Annotated in this window: 20 protein-coding genes; 16 read left to right on the top strand and 4 right to left on the bottom strand. The window is 40.1% G+C overall.

Annotated elements, in window-relative coordinates; all coding sequences use genetic code 11:
• Nucleotides 1-219 precede the first annotated feature (219 nt).
• On the top strand, nt 220-2943 hold the full coding sequence (locus A3H37_00485) for a hypothetical protein (GenBank protein ID OGL50218.1): 2724 nt from the start codon (nt 220-222) through the stop codon (nt 2941-2943).
• A 183-nt stretch (nt 2944-3126) separates the two neighbouring features.
• On the opposite strand, the gene A3H37_00480 is transcribed toward A3H37_00485, so the two are convergent.
• From A3H37_00480 to A3H37_00470, 3 genes are all read right to left on the bottom strand, one after another.
• Complete coding sequence (locus tag A3H37_00480; GenBank protein ID OGL50217.1) at nt 3127-4485, bottom strand: phosphomannomutase; 1359 nt, start codon at nt 4483-4485, stop codon at nt 3127-3129.
• Between the two features lie 106 nt (nt 4486-4591).
• Nucleotides 4592-5542 (bottom strand): Vi polysaccharide biosynthesis protein VipB/TviC, encoded by a 951-nt coding sequence (locus A3H37_00475; GenBank protein OGL50216.1) that lies wholly within the window; start codon nt 5540-5542, stop codon nt 4592-4594.
• Between the two features lie 117 nt (nt 5543-5659).
• On the bottom strand, nt 5660-5866 hold the full coding sequence (locus tag A3H37_00470; GenBank protein OGL50215.1) for a hypothetical protein: 207 nt from the start codon (nt 5864-5866) through the stop codon (nt 5660-5662).
• Between the two features lie 105 nt (nt 5867-5971).
• Here A3H37_00470 and A3H37_00465 point away from each other — a divergent pair, with 105 nt between their 5' ends.
• The 14 genes from A3H37_00465 to A3H37_00400 all read left to right on the top strand — a co-directional run bounded on the left by A3H37_00465 (nt 5972) and on the right by A3H37_00400 (nt 19645).
• Nucleotides 5972-6253: an acylphosphatase gene (locus tag A3H37_00465; protein ID OGL50214.1), complete on the top strand. Its 282-nt coding sequence runs from the start codon at nt 5972-5974 to the stop codon at nt 6251-6253.
• Between the two features lie 163 nt (nt 6254-6416).
• Nucleotides 6417-7028 carry a hypothetical protein gene (locus tag A3H37_00460; GenBank protein ID OGL50213.1) on the top strand — a complete coding sequence of 204 codons (612 nt, stop codon included), beginning with the start codon at nt 6417-6419 and terminating at the stop codon, nt 7026-7028.
• Between the two features lie 172 nt (nt 7029-7200).
• Nucleotides 7201-7794, top strand: a complete 594-nt coding sequence (locus A3H37_00455) for a pyruvate ferredoxin oxidoreductase (protein OGL50306.1) — start codon at nt 7201-7203, stop codon at nt 7792-7794.
• 143 nt (nt 7795-7937) lie between these two features.
• Nucleotides 7938-9680, top strand: a complete 1743-nt coding sequence (locus tag A3H37_00450) for a hypothetical protein (protein OGL50305.1) — start codon at nt 7938-7940, stop codon at nt 9678-9680.
• Nucleotides 9677-10834, top strand: a complete 1158-nt coding sequence (gene porA / locus A3H37_00445) for a pyruvate ferredoxin oxidoreductase (protein OGL50304.1) — start codon at nt 9677-9679, stop codon at nt 10832-10834. The genes A3H37_00450 and porA overlap by 4 nt, the downstream gene beginning before the upstream one ends.
• 20 nt (nt 10835-10854) lie before the next feature.
• Nucleotides 10855-11718 carry a 2-ketoisovalerate ferredoxin oxidoreductase gene (locus tag A3H37_00440; protein ID OGL50303.1) on the top strand — a complete coding sequence of 288 codons (864 nt, stop codon included), beginning with the start codon at nt 10855-10857 and terminating at the stop codon, nt 11716-11718.
• A gap of 59 nt (nt 11719-11777) precedes the next feature.
• Nucleotides 11778-12902, top strand: a complete 1125-nt coding sequence (locus tag A3H37_00435; GenBank protein ID OGL50212.1) for a hypothetical protein — start codon at nt 11778-11780, stop codon at nt 12900-12902.
• A gap of 148 nt (nt 12903-13050) precedes the next feature.
• Complete coding sequence (locus A3H37_00430; protein OGL50211.1) at nt 13051-14271, top strand: glucose-1-phosphate adenylyltransferase; 1221 nt, start codon at nt 13051-13053, stop codon at nt 14269-14271.
• An 86-nt stretch (nt 14272-14357) separates the two neighbouring features.
• Complete coding sequence (locus tag A3H37_00425; GenBank protein ID OGL50210.1) at nt 14358-14747, top strand: MerR family transcriptional regulator; 390 nt, start codon at nt 14358-14360, stop codon at nt 14745-14747.
• Between the two features lie 18 nt (nt 14748-14765).
• On the top strand, nt 14766-16325 hold the full coding sequence (locus A3H37_00420; protein OGL50209.1) for a hypothetical protein: 1560 nt from the start codon (nt 14766-14768) through the stop codon (nt 16323-16325).
• Nucleotides 16326-16503: 178 nt separating this feature from the next.
• Nucleotides 16504-16977 (top strand): hypothetical protein, encoded by a 474-nt coding sequence (locus A3H37_00415; protein ID OGL50208.1) that lies wholly within the window; start codon nt 16504-16506, stop codon nt 16975-16977.
• A gap of 610 nt (nt 16978-17587) precedes the next feature.
• Nucleotides 17588-17881: a nucleotidyltransferase gene (locus A3H37_00410; protein OGL50207.1), complete on the top strand. Its 294-nt coding sequence runs from the start codon at nt 17588-17590 to the stop codon at nt 17879-17881.
• Nucleotides 17878-18222, top strand: a complete 345-nt coding sequence (locus A3H37_00405) for a hypothetical protein (protein OGL50206.1) — start codon at nt 17878-17880, stop codon at nt 18220-18222. The genes A3H37_00410 and A3H37_00405 overlap by 4 nt, the downstream gene beginning before the upstream one ends.
• A 460-nt stretch (nt 18223-18682) precedes the next feature.
• Nucleotides 18683-19645: a hypothetical protein gene (locus A3H37_00400; GenBank protein OGL50205.1), complete on the top strand. Its 963-nt coding sequence runs from the start codon at nt 18683-18685 to the stop codon at nt 19643-19645.
• A gap of 252 nt (nt 19646-19897) precedes the next feature.
• On the opposite strand, the gene A3H37_00395 is transcribed toward A3H37_00400, so the two are convergent.
• Nucleotides 19898-21103 carry a phosphoglycerate mutase gene (locus A3H37_00395; protein ID OGL50204.1) on the bottom strand — a complete coding sequence of 402 codons (1206 nt, stop codon included), beginning with the start codon at nt 21101-21103 and terminating at the stop codon, nt 19898-19900.
• A 168-nt stretch (nt 21104-21271) separates the two neighbouring features.
• Here A3H37_00395 and A3H37_00390 point away from each other — a divergent pair.
• The coding region (locus tag A3H37_00390; protein OGL50203.1) for a hypothetical protein at nt 21272-21818 on the top strand (547 nt) is incomplete at its 3' end.

The raw sequence follows: 21818 nt of genomic DNA, 5'->3' as shown, positions 1-21818 counted from the left end.
TAACTCGCAGCAGAGCAGGCTGTCCGAGAATTCCTTTTTTGTCATTGCCTGCCTACCGCAGGCAGGTGGCAATTTCTTTAATAACAATGACATTTTTGAGATTGCCACGTCGTTAACGCTTCTCGCAATGACCATGAGGCGGGTTTTTCAGAAGCCTCATAGAAATCCCTTGACAGAGCTGTTTCTTGCAAAGATATTAAGAATAAAAGACCCATTTTTATGGAACCTTACACAAAACTTCAAAACGGCTCTAAGATTGCAGTAATCGGAGGGGGACCCGCAGGAAGCTTTTTTGCTCATTTCATTTTAAAATTTGCAAGAGAAACCGGAATTGCCTTGAAGGTTGACATCTATGACCGCAAGACTTTTGCAACCCACCTTCCAAAGGACTGCAATATGTGTGCCGGAGTCATTGGAAGCAACCTTTACAGAAGGCTTGAAAATGAAGGGATGCCTCTTGGGACAAAAGTCATAAGGCACGAGGTAAAAGGTTATGCATTCCACTCTAACAAAAGGGTTGTTGCAATACCTCAGGACCCTTTTTCTCCAATCTATACTGTTTTCAGGGGAATCACTCCAAAACCCTGTGTTGATGAGTATGTAAGCTTTGATAAATATCTGCTTGATAACGCAATAAAATCAGGAGCCAACCATGTTCCTGAGCTTGTAGAAAATATTATTCTTTCTGATAGAGATAGTGAAAAGCCATTAATTAAATTAAGAGAAGGGACAAAGACAGAAGAGGTTGACCTTGTTGTCGGGGCTTTTGGTGTGAACAGCAGGCTTTCAAAGAAATGGGATTTCGGATATTTCCCTCCTGAAACATGGCATGCATGTCAGGCAGAGATAGAAGTGGAGCCCGGATTTATAAAAGACAGGCACAGGGATATGATACACATATTTACCCTTGGCGAGAAGAATGTTAAGTTTGTAGCCTTCACGCCTAAAGGAAGGTTTGTTACAATAAGCGCTATTGGCGAGCATGTGAAGATAAAAGCCCTTGAAGAGGTCTTGGATTACAAGGAGGTTCGCGCCTATCTGCCAGAGGGCTGGAGAATAAGTTGCCACTGCCATCCAAAGATTCCTGTTACTGCTGCAAAGGTTCCTTTTTATAAACGGCTTGTAATGGTTGGTGATGCCTGTGACAGCAGGTATTTAAAGAATGGAATTGAGTCTGCGATTTATACTTCTCTTTTTGCTGCTGAAAGTGCAATCAGGCATGGTGTTTCAAAAGAAGCATTTAAGAAATATTATTATCCAAGATGCAGAAAAATGTTTTCTTTTGATAACCGGTTTGGGAAATTTCTCTTTAAAGTAAATGAGTTTGCAGCATCACACCCATTTTTCTCTGAGCTTCAGTTCTCAATAGCAAATTTTGAGCAGGAAAAGCTTGCCCCAAAGGTCAGGTTTTTCAGCAAAACCCTGTGGTATCTCTTTACAGGAGAAATGCCTTACAAGAAAATCTTCTGGAAGGGGTTAGACCCGAGGCTTCAGCTTACACTTGTCTGGCAGCTTTTAAAGACGCTTTTAAAAAAAATCAGTGAAATTTCAAGGAAACTTTCCGGAGAAAAACCTAAGGAAATCGACTTTGACAAAGCTTCTGAATATGATTTTGACGGAAGGGGTTTTGCAACTCAGCCCAAGTCAGTAAAAACAGGAAGAGAGAAACCTCCATTTATTGAAAACGGAACAACAATTGCAATAATCGGCGGAGGACCAAGCGGCGCAAGCTGTGCAATAAAACTGCTTCTTGAAGCACAGAAAGAGAACAAGAATATAAGGGTTGTTATATTTGAAGGAAAGGATTTCAATTTTCATTATAATCAGTGCATGGGGATTCTTTCTCCTAAGGTTGAAGAGTGTCTCGTAAAAGAGTTAGGCATAAGCCTTCCTGAAGAGCTTATAAAACGGACTATAAAGGGATATGTCCTTCGCTCCGGCAGAAAAGAAATTTTTCTTGACCAGAAAAACAGGGATAAGAGGTATTACACTGTCCGCAGGGTTGAGTTTGACCGGTTTCTTCTTGATAAGGCAAGGGAGACTGGCGTAGAGGTTGTTAACAGCAGGGTAAGCGGAGTTGAATTTGTAAGGACTGCAAACAATGATGAAGTGAGGATTTACTGCGAGAGCCAGTATTTCAGGGCAGATGCTGTGGTTGGTGCGTTTGGGCTTGATGAGGCAATGCTGAATCAGTTTGAACATGCAACTGCTAACTTTTATCCATACAAAAGGCCTAAAGGTTATCTTAAGACTTTTATCACGAAAATTCATACAGACCCGGAATTTATCAATAAAAAATTTAATGACTCAATCTTTGCCTTTCTTCTTTCATCTCTTCCAACAGTGGAATTTGGTGCTATTGGTCCAAAGGGTGACCACATAATAATTAACATAGCAGGAAAGAATGTGACATCCCTTGACATGGACTTTTTTTTAAACCAGCCGCAGGTAAAATCGCTGCTTCCGGAATATGACAAGAGCCAGTTAAATTACTATGCGGGAAGATTCCCGACTTCTGCCGCAAAAAACACATATGGCCACCGCTATGTTATTGTTGGGGATGCAACAGGATGGATGAAGCCGTTTAAGAGCCAGGGAATTAATGTTGCAATGATTACAGGAATAAGGGCTGCCCTGGTAATGCACAGATACGGATTCTCAAGAAAGGCTTTTTCAGAATATGCCTATAAGTGCATGGATTTGACTGAAGATTATTATCACGGAATTTTAATGAGAAGGCTCTGCAATATATCAACAAATTACCATATAATTGATGGAATTATCCACATATCCCAGAGAAACGAAAAGCTGTATAAGCTGATATATGACTTTGTTTCAGGAGAGAAATCCTATAAGGAAATAGTGGCAGAATTGCTTGAATTCAGCATATACAGAGATTTGGCATCAGAGCTGTTGAAATCCTTTTTTTCTAAATCCAGATAGTTGTTGTGTATGTTTAATATGATTACAGAGATTAGGATTATTGTAAGTTTCATAAGTTTTAGGGCCATACAAAGGAATATTGGAATTAATCCCCCCATCCCCCTTTTTTTTACTTGCCTACCGGCAGGCAGGGAAAAGGGGGGTAAGGGGGGAATTTGAAAAAAATTATAAGAGAAATCAGATTTATTCAGGGATTGAAACTCCGGGATACTGAGCCAGTTTGTCAAAGACAATTTTTTTTATTTCTTCCAGTGCCTTCTGGGAATCAGCTTCAAACCTCAGGACAAGAACAGGCTGTGTGTTTGAAGCCCTTACAAGGCCCCAGCCGTTTTCAAAGGTTATTCTTACACCATCAATGTCAATGGTCTTATATTTTTCCTTGAAATATTTTTTTACATCTTCAACAACACTGAACTTTGTTTCATCAGGGCAGTTAACACGGATTTCAGGGGTATTATACATCTTTGGAAGGTCTTTAAGTATTTCAGAAAGCCTTAAATCTGTATTTGAGAGGATTTCAAGAAGCCTGCATGAGGCATAGATTGCATCATCATACCCAAAGTAGCCATCTGCAAAGAACATATGTCCGCTCATCTCACCTCCAAGAGGAGATTTTTCTTCCTTCATCTTGCTCTTTAAAAGAGAATGCCCTGCCTTCCACATTATTGGTATTCCTCCGTGTTTTAATATGTCATCATTGAGCACCTGTGAGCATTTTACTTCAAAGATAATAGGGGCTTTTCCTTTTTTCAGGACTTCCCTTGAAAATATGACAAGAAGCTGGTCGCCCCATATTATTTCTCCCCTGTCGTCAATCACACCGATTCTATCAGCGTCACCGTCATACCCAATACCAACATCTGCTTTTTCTTTTTTTACTGTTGCAATGAGCGATTCCAGGTATTTTGGAACTGTAGGGTCAGGATGGTGATTCGGGAATCTTCCATCAGGTTCACAGAAAAGCTCTGTTACATCACAGCCTATTCCTTTTATCAGTTTTGGAGCTATTAAAGATGCTGTTCCGTTTCCTGCATCCAAAACTACCCTGAGCTTTCTTCTTAGCTTTATTTTATTTTTTATAAGCTCTATGTAGTCTTCAGTTATATTTCTTGAAGTGATATTTCCATTTCCTTTGCTGAATTTCCCTTCTTCGATGATTTTTCTGACTCTCTGAATCTCTTCACCATAAAGAGATGTTTTGTTATCGCATAGCTTCAGTCCATTAAACTCAGGAGGGTTATGGCTGCCTGTTATCATCACACCTCCGTCAACATCAAGATGAAACAGGGAAAAATAAAGAACAGGGCTTGGCACCATTCCGATATTAATGCAATCGCAGCCAGCAGATGTGAGCCCTTTGATGAGGGCATCCTTAAAACGCTCTGAACTCAGCCTGATATCATAGCCAACAGATAATTTTCTTTTACCTGATACTGCCATGTATGTACCAAATCCAACTCCTATTTTTGTAACAATATCCTCAGTCAAGTCAACATCAACTAACCCTCTTATGTCATATTCCCTGAATATCTGTGGATTCATTCTTTTGCCTTTTTTCTGAAAATTAGTTTGGCAGGGTTAGAAAACCCTGCCTATCAGACAGGCGAGACCTGCCTGCCGGCAGGCAGGCGCCTGTTCTGCCAGAATTTCAATTGTCTATTTCTTTTCTATCTTCTTGATACCACCTGACTGTTTCAAGTAACCTATCTTCAAATGAGACCAGGGGTTTATAACCTAAAATTTCTCTGGCAAGAGAGATGTCAGCCCGAGAGTGCATTATGTCACCGGGCCTCGGGTCGATGTAGGTTGGTTTTATATCCAAGTTTAAAATTCTATTAAGCTGTCCTAACATTTTATTGAGATCAATTCTGTCTCCGCAGGAGATATTGATGATTTTTCCTGCTGCATCAGGAGAAGTTGCTGCAAAAATATTTGCTTGGACAACATTTTTTACGAAGGTGAAGTCTCTTGACTGTTCTCCATTTCCGTAAACAAGGGGAGAATTTTTCTCAAGAAGCTTTTTTATAAATATTGATATGACTCCTGAATACGGGGATGTTGGTTCCTGATTTGGACCAAAGACATTGAAGTACCTGAGAGCTACTGTTTCAAGCCCGTAGAGGGAAAAAAATACTTTGCAGTAATATCCCCCTGTGAGTTTTGTAATTGCGTATGGGGAAAGGGGGTTTGGTTTCATATCCTCTTTCTTTGGAAGGGAAGGGGAATCACCATACACAGAAGAGGAACTTGCAAAAATAAATCTTTTTACCTTTGCTTCCCTTGCAGCAATTAATAAATTTAATGTGCCTGAAATATTGGAATCATTTGATGGTATAGGGTCCTGAACAGACCTTGTGACTGAAGGAATTGCTCCTTGGTGGAATATGTAATCAACCTCCGAGCAGGCTTTTCTGACATCATCTCCGGATCTTAAATCTCCCTGAATGAATTCGATCTTATTAATAAATGGCTTTATGTTTTCAATCTTTCCTGTTGAAAGATTATCAAGAACCCTTACAAAGTGTCCTCTCTCAAGTAATTCTTTGCAGAGATTAGAACCTATAAAACCCGCTCCGCCGGCAATAAGACAATTTTGCATGATGTTCCTTCTAAAGAAAAATAATTAAAAATTCAAATGTCAAAGCTCAAAGTTCAAATGAAATCTAAAATCCAAAATTTAATTTTTAATTCATTTTAGCATTTAATCATTTGAAATTTATTTTGCATTTGGACTTTGAACTTTGGCATCTAAGATATATGAGATTCCTTTGTTAATCTTCTTAACCTTTTCTTTATCAACATCAATTCCTGTTACATCAAAGCCTGCATTTGCCATTTCAAGGCACAGAGGCAGTCCGACATAACCAAGACCGATTACTCCTAATTTTGCTTTTCTTTTCCGAAATTTTTCTTTAAGTTGCATATAACAGCGAAATATGATAATTTAGAGAGCAAAAAAGTTCTTATCTAATCAAGTTTTTGTTTTTTATCTTAAACACAATAGGTTTGTCAAAAGGTTTTCTGGGTTATGAATGATAAGGTCAGGATAAAGGCAGTAGTAAAGGGGTTTGTTCAAGGCGTAGGTTACCGCTATTTTACTGTAAGAGAGGCAGCAAACCTTGGATTAAACGGACATGTAAAAAACCTTTACGATGGCAATGTGGAAACTGTTGCAGAGGGAGAGAAAAAAGAAATTGAAAAGTTTATCCTTAGATTAAAAAAGGGCCCTTCGCTGTCAAAAGTAACAGATGTAGAAGTTGTATGGGAGGATTACAGAGGGGAGTACAAAGGCTTTGATATTAAATTTTGACAGTGAAGAAAACTCCTTGAACAGACAAAAAAACTAAGGTAATCTTAATAAAGTGGCAAATGACAAAATCAAAATAATTCTGTTAGCTGTAAGCTTTTTAAAAAAACTAATAATTTTAACTTTCTGTTTTGCACTCCAACTTATAGCTTAAAGGAGTCATTAAATGGCTTTAGATAATAAGAATACTAAAGAGGAGGTAAGGGGTTTAAAGATTGGAGAAAAAATAAAAGGGCTAAGAAAAAGCAGGGAAGTTTCTTTAAAGGGACTGTCTGAGAAAACAGGTTTTTCAGAGACTGTGCTGTCGCAGATAGAAGATGATACGGTTGCTCCTCCGATTCCGGCTCTTTTAAAGATTTCCAGGGCTTTGGGTGTTGAAATAGTATATTTTTTCAGTGAAGAGAGGTCTGACAGGAAATTTGATATAGTCAGGGTTAATGAGAGAAAAAAGGTTGAACGGAAACTGCCTCAGAGAAAGGCAATGCCTTTGAGTTATTCCTATGAAATGCTTTCATCTCACAGGAAAGAAAATCATATGCAGCCTTTTCTGGTTGAATTTGATATTAATATAGAAGAGGAGGTTGCTCCTGTAAGCCACGAAGGAGAGGAGTTCCTTTTTCTTCTTGAAGGCGAGCTTGAATATAAACTGGAAAATGAAATAATTACTTTGAAAAAAGGAGACAGCCTTTGTTTCGATTCCAAGATTCCTCACGCTTTCAACGGCATTGGAAATATTAAGCCCAAGGCAGTGGTGGTGCTGTATACACCGAAGGAGTAACGGTCAGTAGAGGAGCTAATGTCAAATGCCAAAGCTCAAAGCTCAAATGAATGGGGAAGTTTAAAGCCTAAATTGAATATTTTGGCATTTAATAATTTGAACTTCATTTGAAATTTGGATTTTGACATTTGAACTTATAATTATTTTTGAAAACAAAATTTGGATACAAAAGATGATTGAAATCAGATTTCATGGCAGGGGAGGACAGGGAGCAGTAGTTGCTTCAAAAATCCTCTCATTGGCTTTGTTCAATGAGGGAAGACATGTCCAGTCCTTCCCCATTTTTGGGATAGAGCGAAGAGGCGCGCCTGTCGCAGCCTTTATCAGAATTGATGATGAACCAATCAGACTGCGCACATGTGTGTATGAGCCGGACTATGTAGTAGTCCTTCATTCTACTCTGATTGAAAGCGTTGATGTAACAGAGGGACTGGAAAAAGGCGGCATGATACTTATTAATACCCATAAAAAACCTGATGATTATCCTCAGCTTTCCTCTTTTAGTGTTGCCACAGTTGATGCTTCTTCAATTGCCTATTCCCATGGCCTCGGGAATCCTTCATCCCCTATTGTAAACACAGCAATACTTGGGGCTTTTTTGAAGATTACAGAGATTGTTCCTTTTAAGTCACTGGAAAAAGCAATAGCAGAGGAGATTCTTGTTAATACTGAAAAAAACATACTGGCTGCAAGGGATGCATATAAGATGTGCAGGTTTGAGCTCAAAGAGAATTTGAAGAGAGAAAAAGCCGTTTTAATAAAATAAAACTTCTATGTTTCGTTTCGATAGACGGGGTTTTCTAACCCCGTCTTTGCGGGACAGGAATGTCCCGCCTATTAAGAACAATGGTATTTTGAAAGGTTCATATGATTGATTCAAGACCCGTAAGCTACAAAAAAGTTTCTGATATGCCTGAGATGCCAGCAGCGTTTAATTCTATTTCGTGGAACAAAACCGGCACATGGAGATATATCAAGCCCAGATACCAGGACAAGCTTGCACCCTGCCGGGAGGGATGTCCTGCAGGGGAAGACATAGAGAAGTACATAGAGCTGATAAAAGAGGAAAGATATGTTGAAGCATATATGCTGATAATGGAAGAGAATCCGTTTCCTTCAGTGTGCGGAAGGGTATGCTACCATCCGTGTGAGGATAATTGCAACAGGAGGAATTTTGACAGGGAAGTATCTATTAATTCCCTTGAAAGGCTTGTAGCTGATTTTGCAAGAACAACTAAAAAGGGAGAGGCTTTTTTAGCAAAAGAAAGACAGGCAAATGTCAGGAATAAAATGAAAAGGAAGGTTGCAATTGTCGGTTCAGGTCCTGCAGGACTTACCTGTGCCTTTCATCTTGCAAGAATTGGATACAATGTTACTGTTTATGAGGCTTTGTCGGAAATAGGCGGGATTCTTGCTGTTGGAATACCAGACTACAGGCTTCCAAAGGATATCCTGAAATGGGAAATCAACCAGATTCTTTCTCTTGGAGTTGAAGTCAAAACCAATTTAAAAATCGGAAAAGATATTGAGTTTGAAAAAATCAGGCGGGGACATGATTGCGTGTTTCTTGCTACAGGGGCTCATAAGAACAGGAAACTTGGAATTCCGGGAGATGATTTGCCGGGAGTTTACTCAGGGCTTGATTTTCTCAGAAGAGTAAACACAGGACAGAGAGTTGAACTTGGAGAGTTTGTTGCCGTGATTGGCGGTGGAAACACGGCAATTGATGTGGCAAGAAGCGCTCTGCGTTTAAAAAAGAAAGTTAAGATTCTTTACCGCAGAACAAAGAATGAGATGCCTGCTAATGAGGAAGAGATATCAGAAGCAGAGAGGGAAGGCGCTATACTTGAATTTCTGGCAGCTCCTGTGAGGGTAATTGAAGAGAACGGAAGAATAATCGGAATGGAATGTGTGAGGATGCGTCTTGGAAATGTTGATTCAGGCGGAAGAAGAACTCCTGTGCCTGTAAAGGAGTCAAATTTCATCATCGAGGCTGATAACATAATAACAGCAACAGGCGAGGAAACCGATTTTTCATACCTTCCGGAAGATATCAGGATAAATGAAGGGGCTGTTGAGATTGATATGGTCGGAGCTACATCAATTAACGGAGTCTTTGCCGGCGGTGATATTATAGACCAGCCCCGCACTGTTGTCCATGCCATAGGCTCTGGCAAGAGAGGGGCAATAGCAATTGACTGTTTTATAAAAGGGAAAAACCCTCTTGCCTTTATGGAAGATATTGAGCTCGGTTCCAAAGGAAGCGTTTCAATGAGATGTTATACTGACGGAGCCGGGGACAATGAGAAGAACAGGACAATTGTAGGTTTTGAAAACATAAACCTTGATTATTTTGAAGTATCTGAACGTGGCAGGATGCCATATGTTTCTGTCAAGAACAGACTGAAGGGATTCAAAGAAGTAAAGCTCGGTTTGTCCCGGGAGATTGCCTTGCGGGATGCAGAGAGATGCTTTAGCTGCGGTTCATGTACTTGCTGTGATAATTGCTATATATTCTGCCCTGATATTTCAGTTCTGAGAAAAGAAGGGGAAGAGGGATATATTTTCGATTATGACCACTGCAAGGGGTGCGGAATATGTGCTGAAGAATGCCCGAGATATGTCATATCAATGGAAGAGGAGGAAAGATAGTGAAAAAACTGATTATGGGAAACCATGCAGTGTCCTTTGGAGTAATGCTTTCAAGGGTTGATGTTATTGCGGCATATCCAATAACTCCGCAGACTCAGGTGGTTGAGCTTCTTTCTGAGATGTGTGCTGACAAGAAAATTAATACACGGTTTTTAAAGGTTGAATCAGAGCACTCTGCAATGGCTTCCTGCATAGGTGCATCAACAGCAGGTGCAAGGACTTTTACTGCAACATCATCTCAGGGACTGCTATTAATGCATGAGCTCTTGCACTGGGCAGCAGGGGCAAGGCTTCCTATTGTAATGGCAAATGTCAACAGGGCGCTTGGCCCTGCATGGAATATCTGGACTGAGGAAACTGACTCTCTCGCACAAAGGGATACAGGATGGATACAGATGTATTGTGAGAGCAATCAGGAAATCCTTGATACTGTTTTTCAGGCTTACAAGATAGCTGAGAAGACTTTGCTTCCGTTGATGCTTGCTTATGACGGATTTTACCTTTCCCATACTTTAGAGCCTGTGGATATTCCGGACCAGAAAACGGTAGATTCTTTTCTTCCCGGTTATGAGCCGCAAATAAAAGTTGATGTTGATAATCCAAATGCCTTTGGAAGCATTGCATATCCTGAGCATTATATGGAGATGAGATATCTGATAAAAAAAGCAATGGATGGGGTAAGGGATGTAGCTGTTAAAGTTAATGATGAGTTCAGGGATATTTTTAAAAGAGGGTATGGTATTATTGAAAAATACAAAACAGAGGATGCAAGGGTTTTATTAATAACTACAGGAACTGCAGCAAGCACAACGAGGATTGTGATAGATAATTTAAGAAAAAGGGGTAACAAGATAGGAATGATTAGAATAAAAATGTTCAGGCCGTTTCCAAGCCAGGAAATCAGAGACGCCGTGAGAGGATATGACAAGATAGCAGTTATAGACCGCAACATGTCGTTTGGAGTAGGTGGCATTTTTGCCCAGGAGATAAGGGCAGCCCTTTCTGGCTACAGCAATATGCCTGTGGTTTTTGAATTCATTGCAGGACTTGGCGGAAGAGACATAACTCCCAATACAATAGAGGAGATTACAAAGTATACTCTGAACCATGAGCGCGGAGAGGAGGGTGGAATTTGGGCGGGATTAAAGATCTGAAAAAAACAGAAATCGAACATATGCATCCGGGGCATTTTGCATGCCAGGGATGTGGTGCACCTCTTGCAATGAGGTATGTAATCAGGGCTCTTGGAAAAAGGACAGTAGTTGTAATTCCTGCCGGATGCTTTTCAGTAATCCAGTCTCCATTCCCGTATTCAACAATGAAGGTTCCGGTTGTGCACTGCGCATTTGAAACTGCGGCTTCAACAGCTTCAGGAATAAGGGCAGCGCTTGATATGAATGGAAACGGGGACGTTCATGTCCTTGCGTGGGCAGGAGATGGAGCAACTTTTGATATCGGGCTTCAGGCGCTTTCAGGAGCTGCTGAAAGGAATGAGAATATTATATATGGCTGCTACGATAATGAGGCTTATATGAATACTGGAATACAGCGCAGTTCTGCAACTCCCTACGGTGCGTGGACAACAACGACTCCTGAGAGACAGTTCAAGGACAGTCCAAAAAAGAACATTATTGAAATACTGGCAGGGCACAAGATTCCCTATGCAGCAACAGCATCAGTCGCATACCCTGAGGATTTGGCCAGAAAGGCTGAAAAAGCAAGGGACATGAAAGGAACAAGATTTCTTCATATACTTGCCCCATGTCCTCCGGGATGGAGGTCATCTACAGAGAAGACCATAAAAATTGCGAGGCTTGCAACCCTTACAAAGGTATTTCCGCTATATGAAGTGATAAATGGTGAAGAATATATAATAAATGTACAACCAAAAAAGATACCTGTTTCAGAATACTTCAAACACCAGATGAGATTCAGGCACCTTAAAGAGGAAGAGATAAAGGATATTCAGAAAAGAGTGGATTATGAATGGGAAAGACTTCTCAATCGTTCTATGATGGAAGGATTCAATAATAAGTAAAGATGCAAAAGTCAAAACTCCAGACCAGATGTTTTTAACCTGCATAGCCCTTTAAAAGTATGCTCAATAATATTTTTGAAAATTCTGCAAAAAAAATTGCTCTCATTGCTACCAAAAGCAAGTTTATCAGGAACGTGATTGAGAAACGCCAGATTTCAATGGAGTTTCCTGCTTCACTTTTTATCGAGCCAACAAATCTCTGTAACCTTAAATGCAGTATGTGTCCGCAGTCATCAGTAGGTTTTGAAAGAGGGCATGGACTGAGCCAGCCCCTACAAAATTCTAATTCTGTAGGGGCCGCCACCGTGCGCGCCCATCCTGATGAGTCTGATATAGGTTTAACTCCTGCAGTTGAAAAAGGATACATGGATTTTGAGCTGTATAAAAATATAATTGATGAAAGCCTGAAATTTGGTAAGAGGACAACAATTTTTTTCCATAAAGACGGAGAGCCGCTTCTGCATCCAAGATTGCCAGAGATGATTGAGTATGCTGTTAACAAAAAGGCAGCTTATCAGACTCACCTCAGCACAAATGCAATACTTTTAGAAGGAAAAATGATGGAGGATATTTTGAAATCAGGAATTGACAGTATAATAATAAACGTAGATGCTGCAACTGAGGAGACTTACAGGAAAATCAAAAGAGTCCCGGGGTTTGATAAGGTTGAGGAGAATATTAAAAATTTTATAGAAACTAAAAAAAAACTTAATCTGGCTAAGCCTCTTATAAGAGTAAAACTTATTCCTTTAGAGGAAAACCTTGGCGAGGTCGAGGCTTTTAAGAAGAGATGGAACAGACTTGCTGATGAAGTGGTGATTAGCAGGGAATTTTCCTGGCCAGGTTTTATACGAAAAGAGAATAATAAGCCCGGATACACAAGCGATAAAAGGTACCCTTGTATTTCTTTATGGCTTGCTCTTGCAATAAACTGGGATGGAACTGTTTCAGTATGCTGTATTGATTTCTATCATCGCGGCATACTCGGAAATCTCAGGAAAAGCAGCATTAATAAAATATGGAAAGGGGAAAAGCTTCAGGAAATCAGAGTTGCCCATCTTGAGGGAAAATTCAACTCTGTCCAGGTATGCAGCGACTGCAGGGGGCTCTGGCTCAGAGATACACTTGGCAGGGGTTCAGAAAAATGGCTCAGGAAGAAAATGGAGAGTTCAGGGTTTCTGTGATTTGTTTGATAGGCTGTTGGGAAACCATGAGCAAGGTCAAATTGTATATGATATGTATTTGTAGAAACAGACCTTTAGGTCTGTTATTAATGGGTCTAAAGACCCGTTTCTACATTTTATTTTGGAATTTGGGATTTAAAAATAAATTATGGAGACAAAAAAAACATTAGCGCTGATTTTAGCAGGCGGGGTTGGCAGCAGGCTATATCCCCTTACAAAAGACAGGGCAAAGCCAGCTGTGCCGTTTGGAGGAATATATCGGCTCATAGATTTTACTCTTAGCAACTGTGCTAACTCCAATATAAGAAGGATTTGTATTATTCCTCAGTATAAATCGCTTTCTCTTGACAGGCATATCAGGCTTGGGTGGAATGTGTTCAATCCCGACCTTGGAGAATATATTATTTCATTGCATCCTCAGCAAAGGATCGGGGAGCAGTGGTACAGGGGAACTGCTGATGCAATATACCAGAACATATATTTTCTTGAAAGAGAAAAACAAAGCTATATCTTTGTCCTTTCAGGAGACCACGTGTACAAGATGAATTACAACTTAATGCTGAAGGCTCATATCGAAAAGAACGCAGATTTAACCGTTGCAACAATTCCTTTCGAGAGGAAAAAGGCTTCGCAGTTTGGAGTTGTTGAGGTTGATGATTCTTACAGAATAACAGGTTTTGAGGAAAAGCCAAAAAATCCCAAGGCTTTTTTGTCCGACCAGTCTTCTGCTCTGGTATCAATGGGTGTTTATGTTTTTAAAACCAATATACTTTATGAAGCGCTTCACAATGACGCATGGAAAGATACAGAGCACGATTTTGGCAGGGATGTTATTCCAATGATGATTTCTAATTACAGGGTCTTTGGTTTTATATTCAGGGAAGAGGATAACAAACAGGTAAAGTACTGGAGAGATGTCGGGACTGTTGACGCCTACTGGGAAGCAAATATGGATTTACTCTCTGTTAAGCCTGCGTTCAGTTTGTATGATGAAGAATGGCCTATCAGGACGTATCAGGGGCAATATCCTCCTGCAAAGCTTGTTGTTTCAGGAGAAAGCTCGGAAATGAGAGCAGGTCTGGCTCAGGACTCGCTGATTTCAAGCGGGTCAGTAATCAGCGGCGCCAGAGTAAACAGGTCAGTTCTTTCACCGAATGTTTATATCCACAGGGGGAGCGAGGTTGAAGAATCAGTAATACTGGATGGAGTTGACATAGGAAGGTACTGTAAAATAAAGAGAGCCATAATAGACAAGGAAGTTAAGATTCCTCAGGGGACAACTATTGGTTTAAATCCTGAGGAGGACAGAAAAAGATTTTTCGTATCTGATACGGGTATAGTTGTTGTGCCAAAGGAGATGAGTCTTTGATAGGGTTAAGGGTAGAGAGCAGAAAAAAAAACAGAGGAACAAAAAAACCAGCATTTTGAGGCAAGGGTTCAGAGAGGAGAAGGAATATGGCAAAGAAAAAAGGATATTACTCTATTGGGGTAGTGTCTGAAATGCTTGATGTCCATCCCCAGACCTTAAGGCTTTATGAGAGAGAAGGTTTGATTTCTCCAAAAAGAACTGGCGGAAACACCAGGCTTTATTCAGATGATGATGTAAGAAAGGTAGAGATGATTCAGAGGTTGACTCAGGATTTGGGAGTAAATCTGGCAGGAGTTGAGATAATTATGCGGATGAGGGAAAAGATGGAGGAGATGCAGACACAGATGGATGAGTTATTAAAAAGCTTTCTGGAGCGTTTCAGCAATGAAGTGAAAAAGTGGAAGGAGACAAGTGGAGAAGCGCTGGTAAAGGTTTCAGGAAGAGAAATAACAAGGATTAAAAATGATAATAAATAATTATAAATTGAAAATAAAATGAAAAAATATTTTTTTGTGGTTTTATTGGTAATTGCTTTCCTTGAAAACTCCTCTTTTGCTGACAATCACGCAGTCTATAAAGGCGGCTTGATTGAAAGAAATACTCTTCTCTTAAATGAATTTTTTTCAGTAGTGGGAGCTGAACCTGAGAGCACTGTTTTTACTTTCAGAATGACAGAGGATAAAAGGGTCCGGAGGTGTGCTACTCCTGTAATCAGCGAAATCAGGAAAAATATAAATTCTTTCAGTGATGAAAACAGAAAAATGATTATGGAATACCTATTTGAGAAACAGCCCGAACCTTTGAAAAGAAGCTATAGAAAATCGTATAAGATTAGCAGAAGCAATACTTTTAAGGAAGCGCCCAATTATTATGCTACAAGTAATTTTGTAATCAGATGGGGAGATGAGGCATACAATTCAGCAACAGGAAAGGGTGTTAACCCTGCTGATGATGATAATGATGATATTCCTGACCTTGTTGAAAAATGGGGAGAATATCTTGAGGAATCTTGGAATAAGGAAGTTAACGAAATGGAACTGAAAAAACCAAAAAGCTCAGGTCAGTATAAAATAGATATTTACATAGCAAATACTTCTGACAGCAAGAGGCTTTCCCTCGGGAAAGGGAACTATGCTTATACAACTATCTATTCAGACGACACGCCTTATATTCTTGTGAATAACCTTATGCCGAATACTATAAATGATGACTCTGAGGGAGATGAAATAGGGGCTATGAAGGTGACTGCTGCCCATGAGTTCAACCATACTATTCAGTATGCATATAACATGGCTACGGCTGTATGGTGGCAGGAAGCAACGGCAACGTGGATGGAGGATGAGGTTTTTGATTATGTTAATGACTATTACCAGTATCTTGCAGAAGATGGCTGGGGAGAATTTCCTGGAAAATCGCTTACAAAAAAAGGCATGTTGCGTGAATACGGGGATGTAATCTGGGTAAAATATTTATCTGAATACTATGGTGGAAGCGGAATATTCAAGGATATCTGGGAGCTTTGTAAAAAATATTCAGCCCTTGATGCTAATAAAATATTTTTTAAAAACAATGACACTAACCTGAGCAAGGCTTTTAAGGATTTTTCTGCAAGGAATGTGACAATGAGCAAATCTTACAAGGAGGGTGAGCATTATGGTCCTGTAAGTGATATGATGGTGCACGAAACCTATTCTGTCAGCGAATCAATTGACCCGATATCATCAACGTTTTTTCCTAATCCTCCAAGTTATCTTGGGGCAAACTACATAAAATTTTCAGGCGGAAGCGGTGAGACTTTGAATATAGGCTTTGCAGGGAAGAAGAGATATAATTTTGTTAATGTCAAATGGGGGGCTGTTGTTGTGAAAATAGATTCTCTTGGGGCTCCTGAGGTAGAAGAGATAATTCTTGATTCAAACCAACAGGGTTCAGTCCAGATAAGCGGATTCGGAACAACATACACTGAGGTATATCTTGTCACTACTGTTCTGTCCAAGGGACCTAAAAATTTTAGATACGGGGTTCCATACAGTTACACCGCGGAATTGCAATAAATGAAAAGAATAGGTTGTAACAAATTGTTGATAAGCCCATTTTACTGTCATTGCGAGTGAAACGAAGCAATCTCAGTTTTATCTAAAACAATTGTTTAGAGATTGCCACGTCGCTGTCGCTCCTCGCAATGACGCTCGTTATCTCCTTTTTAAGCAGTCTATAAAGGAGTTGGATTTAATGGCAATAAGAATAATATGGGTTGACAAAACCAAACAGGCTTATCTTAGAGAGGGAATCAGTGATTTTGTCAAAAGGATAAAAAGATTCACAAGGCTTGAGATTGTTGAAATAGCAAGCCAAAAGTATACAAAGAATGTTGATGTTGAAAGGGCAAAGCTTGAGGAAAGCATTAAAATTATAAAATCTTTTAAAAACTCTTCTTTTAAAATCGTTCTTGATTCAGAAGGGGAGATGATGGATTCAAAGGCTTTCAGCGCTATTTTGAAAAAGCAGATGATTGAAACAGGTAGAGAGATTGAATTTGTTGTAGGCGGAACTTACGGGCTTAATCCGCTGGTATTAAAAAGGGTTGATAAAAAACTTTCTCTTTCGGCAATGATAATAAACCACGAAATGGTAAGGCTGTTTCTTCTTGAGCAGATTTACAGGGGATTCTGTATTATACACAAATTGCCCTATCAGAAGGATTGAACCAAAGAATTCCTCGAAGCTTTGCATCGGAGTCTCCCAGAGTTTCCTCCCCCTTGATGGGGGAGGGTTAGGGTGGGGGTGATTGGTTTGCCTTTCACCCTCCCCTTAGTCCCCTCCCATCAAGGGAGGGGAGACTTTGATACCTCGCAGCTCTGCTGCGGGGTAGTTCATTTAATTGATTGTTTATTCTTCAAATCTTTTAGCTAATATCAGTTTCTTTCCTGTTGACAAATTTCATAATCTTAGGGTAACAAAGTGCATGCTGAGGTACCGTTCTCAATGATTGATGTTCTCCATGCCTATCTTCTCTATTGGGAGCAGAATAACAGAAAAGCAATTACAGAGGTTCTTGCTAGAACTGGAAATTTAAGCAACAATTCATTCTGGTAGGTTGCACAGGCAATTTCTGAAGTTCTGCCAGATGGAGATAAGGAAAAGCAAATGATACAGGGATTCCTATATGGGAAAGAAAGCTATGGGAAGGAAATAAAGAAAACAGAAGTCAAAAAACAGGAAGAATTGTTTGAGAGGAAGTAAAGGTTATGATGTAGAATATAGATGCTAACCTGCCTGTGCCAGCACGGCAGACAGGCAGCAGGGAGTGATAAAAATGCAATCAATCAAAGAAATTAATGAAGTACTGAGAAAACATAAAGAAGAACTGTATAAAAAATACAAGGTAAAAGAGATAGGGATATTTGGTTCCTTCATCAGAGGTGAGCAGAGAAAGAGAAGCGATATAGATATTCTTGTTGAGTTTGAGGAAGTTCCAGACCTTCTCAAATTTATTGAAATTGAAAGATATCTCACAAGGATTTTGAAGAAGAAAGTGGATCTTGTAAGGAAAGAGGGAATAAGACCAGAATTGAAAGATATAATCTTAGAAGAGGTTGTTTATATATGAAAAGGGACTATAAACTTTTTATTAAGGACATACTGGAGTGTATTGCGAGAATCGATGAATTTATAAAAGGCATAGATTTCGATAAATTTGTACAGGATGATAAAACTTCAAGTGCAGTAGTTAGAAAAATTGAAATAATAGGTGAGGCAACAAAGAATATCCCAAAACATATAAGGCAGAGATACAAAGATGTGCCCTGGAGTGATATGGCAAAGATGAGAGATAAGATAACTCATTTCTATTTTGGTATAGACTATGAAGTTGTCTGGAAAGTCATTAAAGAAAGATTACCAGAAATAAAACCCATCATACATAAAATCTTAGACGAGATGGAGGAATAAGGGCATGGCATTACAGTCATGGTGGCAGGTAACAACACCGCATAAAGACATAAGAGAAGGAAAACTGAAAGACATATCTTACGCAAAGGTTTAAAAAACTTCTTGATAATGTGCTATCCCGGTTATAAACGCAATAATACATTACACCCTGAACCTACGATTTATTAGTTTTAGGAGTCAATATCAATTATGAACAACTTCCAGGACAAAGCAAACTTCATTTGGTAGGTTGCTGATGATATTTTAAGAGGGTCTTTCAAGCAGCATGAATATGGTGATGTAATTCTGCCTTTTGTGGTGCTCTGAGAAAAACTTGACACTAAATTGTTTCAATATAAAATGTTTTTAGCTGTAGAATAAGTTTAAAAGTAAATGTTGGATGCCCTTGGAGTTTGGGATTCCGGTGGCGAGAGATACAATACGGGTTTGTACCAACTAATATTCCGAAAGGAGAGGACCCGTGAGCGAAATCGGTGAAATGCACGATGAGTGGCTCAGTATTGACACAATAGGCTTCCATGGCAGATGGATCTGCTCGCCGAATCAGCGGTGGCTCCTCACCCACGGACAGATTCACGATTCCAACGCCGGCAGTTGGTCCAGCAACAATCCAACCGACGCGGTGCTCTTATTCGACCATGATAAGCAGGTATGCCGGTTGGACGGGCTTTCTCGGCCGGAAACCGTGGCAATCTGCGACGCAGGCGTTTTCGCTGTGTATGAGTGGGGGCCGTCCAGCGAGTTTCTTGGGCCGCGTTGTCGCCTGCGAGTGTTCACCCCTGAAGAAAGGTGCGTCCTCCAGCATCGCGCTGGCGCTGCAGTCGAACTTCCAACCCTCTCGGCAGATGGACGCTACCTCGCATTTCACACGCTAACGGCTCCGCACGAATCCCCGCGGCCAGAGGATGGCGAGAGCGTTTTCCTTGTGGATCTTCATGACTCAGTGATTCTGTGGAAACAATCCGTCCCTGTTGTCTGGCCGAAACGCATTACGTTCGATGAGGCATCGCGCCACGTCGTTGTGCATGGTGAATCGGAGGACATCTTCCGCTACACGTACGACGGTGAATTCCTCGATGCTGAAGCTCTGGGGCGCGCGAGTATGCGGCGCGCACTCAGTGACGAGTACGGATATCAGCTCTTCGACCTGGCACGATCTCGCCTTGACAACAAGCTTTCTGGCGACTGCTGCGCTGAGGCGATCGCAGAGATTGAAGAGTGGATCAGGAAGGCGTTGGAAAAGAAGATGTCCCCCAACACGAAGGCAAGCGCCCACCGTATCCTCGGCGAGATAGCGGAGAGACGAGGCGACGTAAGGGCTGCACTCGCAGAGTATTTGGCAGCTATGGAGCTGAACCCGAAAATCGGGCTCAAAAAGAAGGTCAAAGCCCTTGAAGCTGCCATCGATGCAAAAGGGACATGAGATCCACATCCAACATCAACATCCACCCCGCCCGCGGCCCCGTGTTAAAGGGGACGGTTCTCTTTTCTTAATAAAGAGAACCGTCCCCTTTAAAGTTTTAATACCAAGATAGACCTCTACAAGAAACTCTCTGACCCAAAGGTCAATGATTTATTCAAACGGAAGTGGTTTGAGGGGTATTATAGGGAGTTGAAACCGTAAGAGATAAGTAGAATTTTTTGACCGAAATCGTTTACTACTTGACCCTATAATCTACGCTCCAAACTTCAGCAGCTTCAGCGCATTTGCCATAGCAAGAGGCATTATATCAGTTGCCTGAATTGTGCCAAGACCGCCTTTTGTACATTCTGTTTCATTAAAAACTTTCACTTCATCTTTTCTGCAGTATTTTGAGTTAATCAGGACAGGCACAGAATGCCAGCTATGGGCTTTGAGCACAGATGGTGTGGAGTGGTCTCCTGTCAGGACAACCACATCGGGGTTCAGCGATAAAATCTCAGGAAGTTTCTTGTCAAAATCCTCAAGGGCTTTGACTTTTCTTTCAAAGTCTCCGTCTTCGCCTGTTGAGTCGGTTTTTTTGTAATGGAAATAGAAAAAGTCATATTTAGAAAAATTGCTTTTAAGAGTTTCTATTTCAGTTTCATAAGTTTCTCCTGCGTCAAGGACATTCATCCCAATAAGCCTTACAATTCCCTTGTACATAGGGTAAGTAGCAATGGCTGCAGGATTTAATTTGTAGATTTCCTGCATTGATGGAAATTCCTCGTGCTTTGACGCACCTCTTAACATAAGCATATTTGCAGGATAATGTTTTTTTAAAACCTCTTTTGCCCTTTCTACAAATTCATCTGCAAGAGCTGCTGTTTTCTTGCTTTCACTGTCAATGGCAATAACTTTTTTTACTTTAAGTCCTATCCTTTGAGGGTCAGTGTCTGCAATGTTTCCTGCAAGCCCTTTTCCTCTCAGAATCATCGCAGCCCTGTGTTCCTTTACAGCCCTTACAAAAATTTCAACCCCTTCTATTTTTATTTTATCAAGTTCTTCGCAGATTTCCTTACATTTTTCTGAGCTTATCCTTCCAGCCCTTCTGTCAGTAACAATATTGTTTTCATCAACTGTTGCAAAATTTATTCTGAAGGCTACATCAGAAGGCTCAAGGGGGAAGTCTATTCCAAGCGCTTCAAGAATACCTCTGCCGACTTCGTATTTTAGAGGGTCATATCCAAAAAGTGAGAGGTGGGATGGACCGCTTCCCGGAGTAATTCCATGGGCAACAGGAACTGACATTCCGCAAACTGAATCTGCTGCAAGGGAGTCAAGGTTTGGTATGTTGGCTTGTTCAAGCTCTGTTTTCCCTCTCTTTTCATCAGGAAGCCCGCTTAATCCATCAAGGACTATAAACAGTATTTTTGAATCAGTTGGCGTTGAAAGGTTTTTCATTATATTAAATGGGACCATTCTTTTTATTCCTCCTATCCTATTTTAACCTGATAATCATTTTATTTGCTACAAAATATAAACACTAGAAAATCTAATGTCAAATAACAAAACGTAATTTTGGCGTTGTTTTATTATTTGAAAATATGATATTTGAATTTATAGTTTTTTTCAATGAAGCAAGGTTTTATGTTTTCATATTTAATCTCTTTATTGTCTTCCTTTACAGATTTCCTTTATCCCCCTTTCTGCCTTGTATGCAAAGAGGATACATCAGGAGACGGAAGTAAGTATATATGTGAATCCTGTCTGGATCAGATAAAAGAGATTAATCCGCCTTTCTGTGCAAAATGCGGGAGAGGCTTTGTATCTAAAAATGCTTTAGAAGGTATTGAGAAACCTGTATGCGGTAAATGTCAGAATAAAGGCAATCGTATCAGATATGACGCTATTTTGGGATTGGGAGAATATGCTGGAACCTTAAAGGAAATAATACACATTTATAAATATAATAAAAAAGAACAGCTTAAGGATATATTGTCTGAGATTATGATAAAAAGAATAAAGGGGGAACCAGAATTTTTAAAAGCTGATGTATTAATACCTGTTCCTCTTCACTGGATAAAAAAGAGGAGCAGAGGGTTTAATCAGTCTGAAGAACTTGGAAGATGTATTTCAGAGTCACTAAAAATACCAATGAAAAGTTTGCTGAAAAGGAAAAGGAACACAAAACCGC

This window comes from Candidatus Schekmanbacteria bacterium RIFCSPLOWO2_02_FULL_38_14 (assembly GCA_001790855.1).
Lineage (GTDB): Bacteria > Schekmanbacteria > GWA2-38-11 > GWA2-38-11 > GWA2-38-11 > 2-02-FULL-38-14-A.
This window is presented reverse-complemented; position numbering and strand designations above follow the sequence as displayed.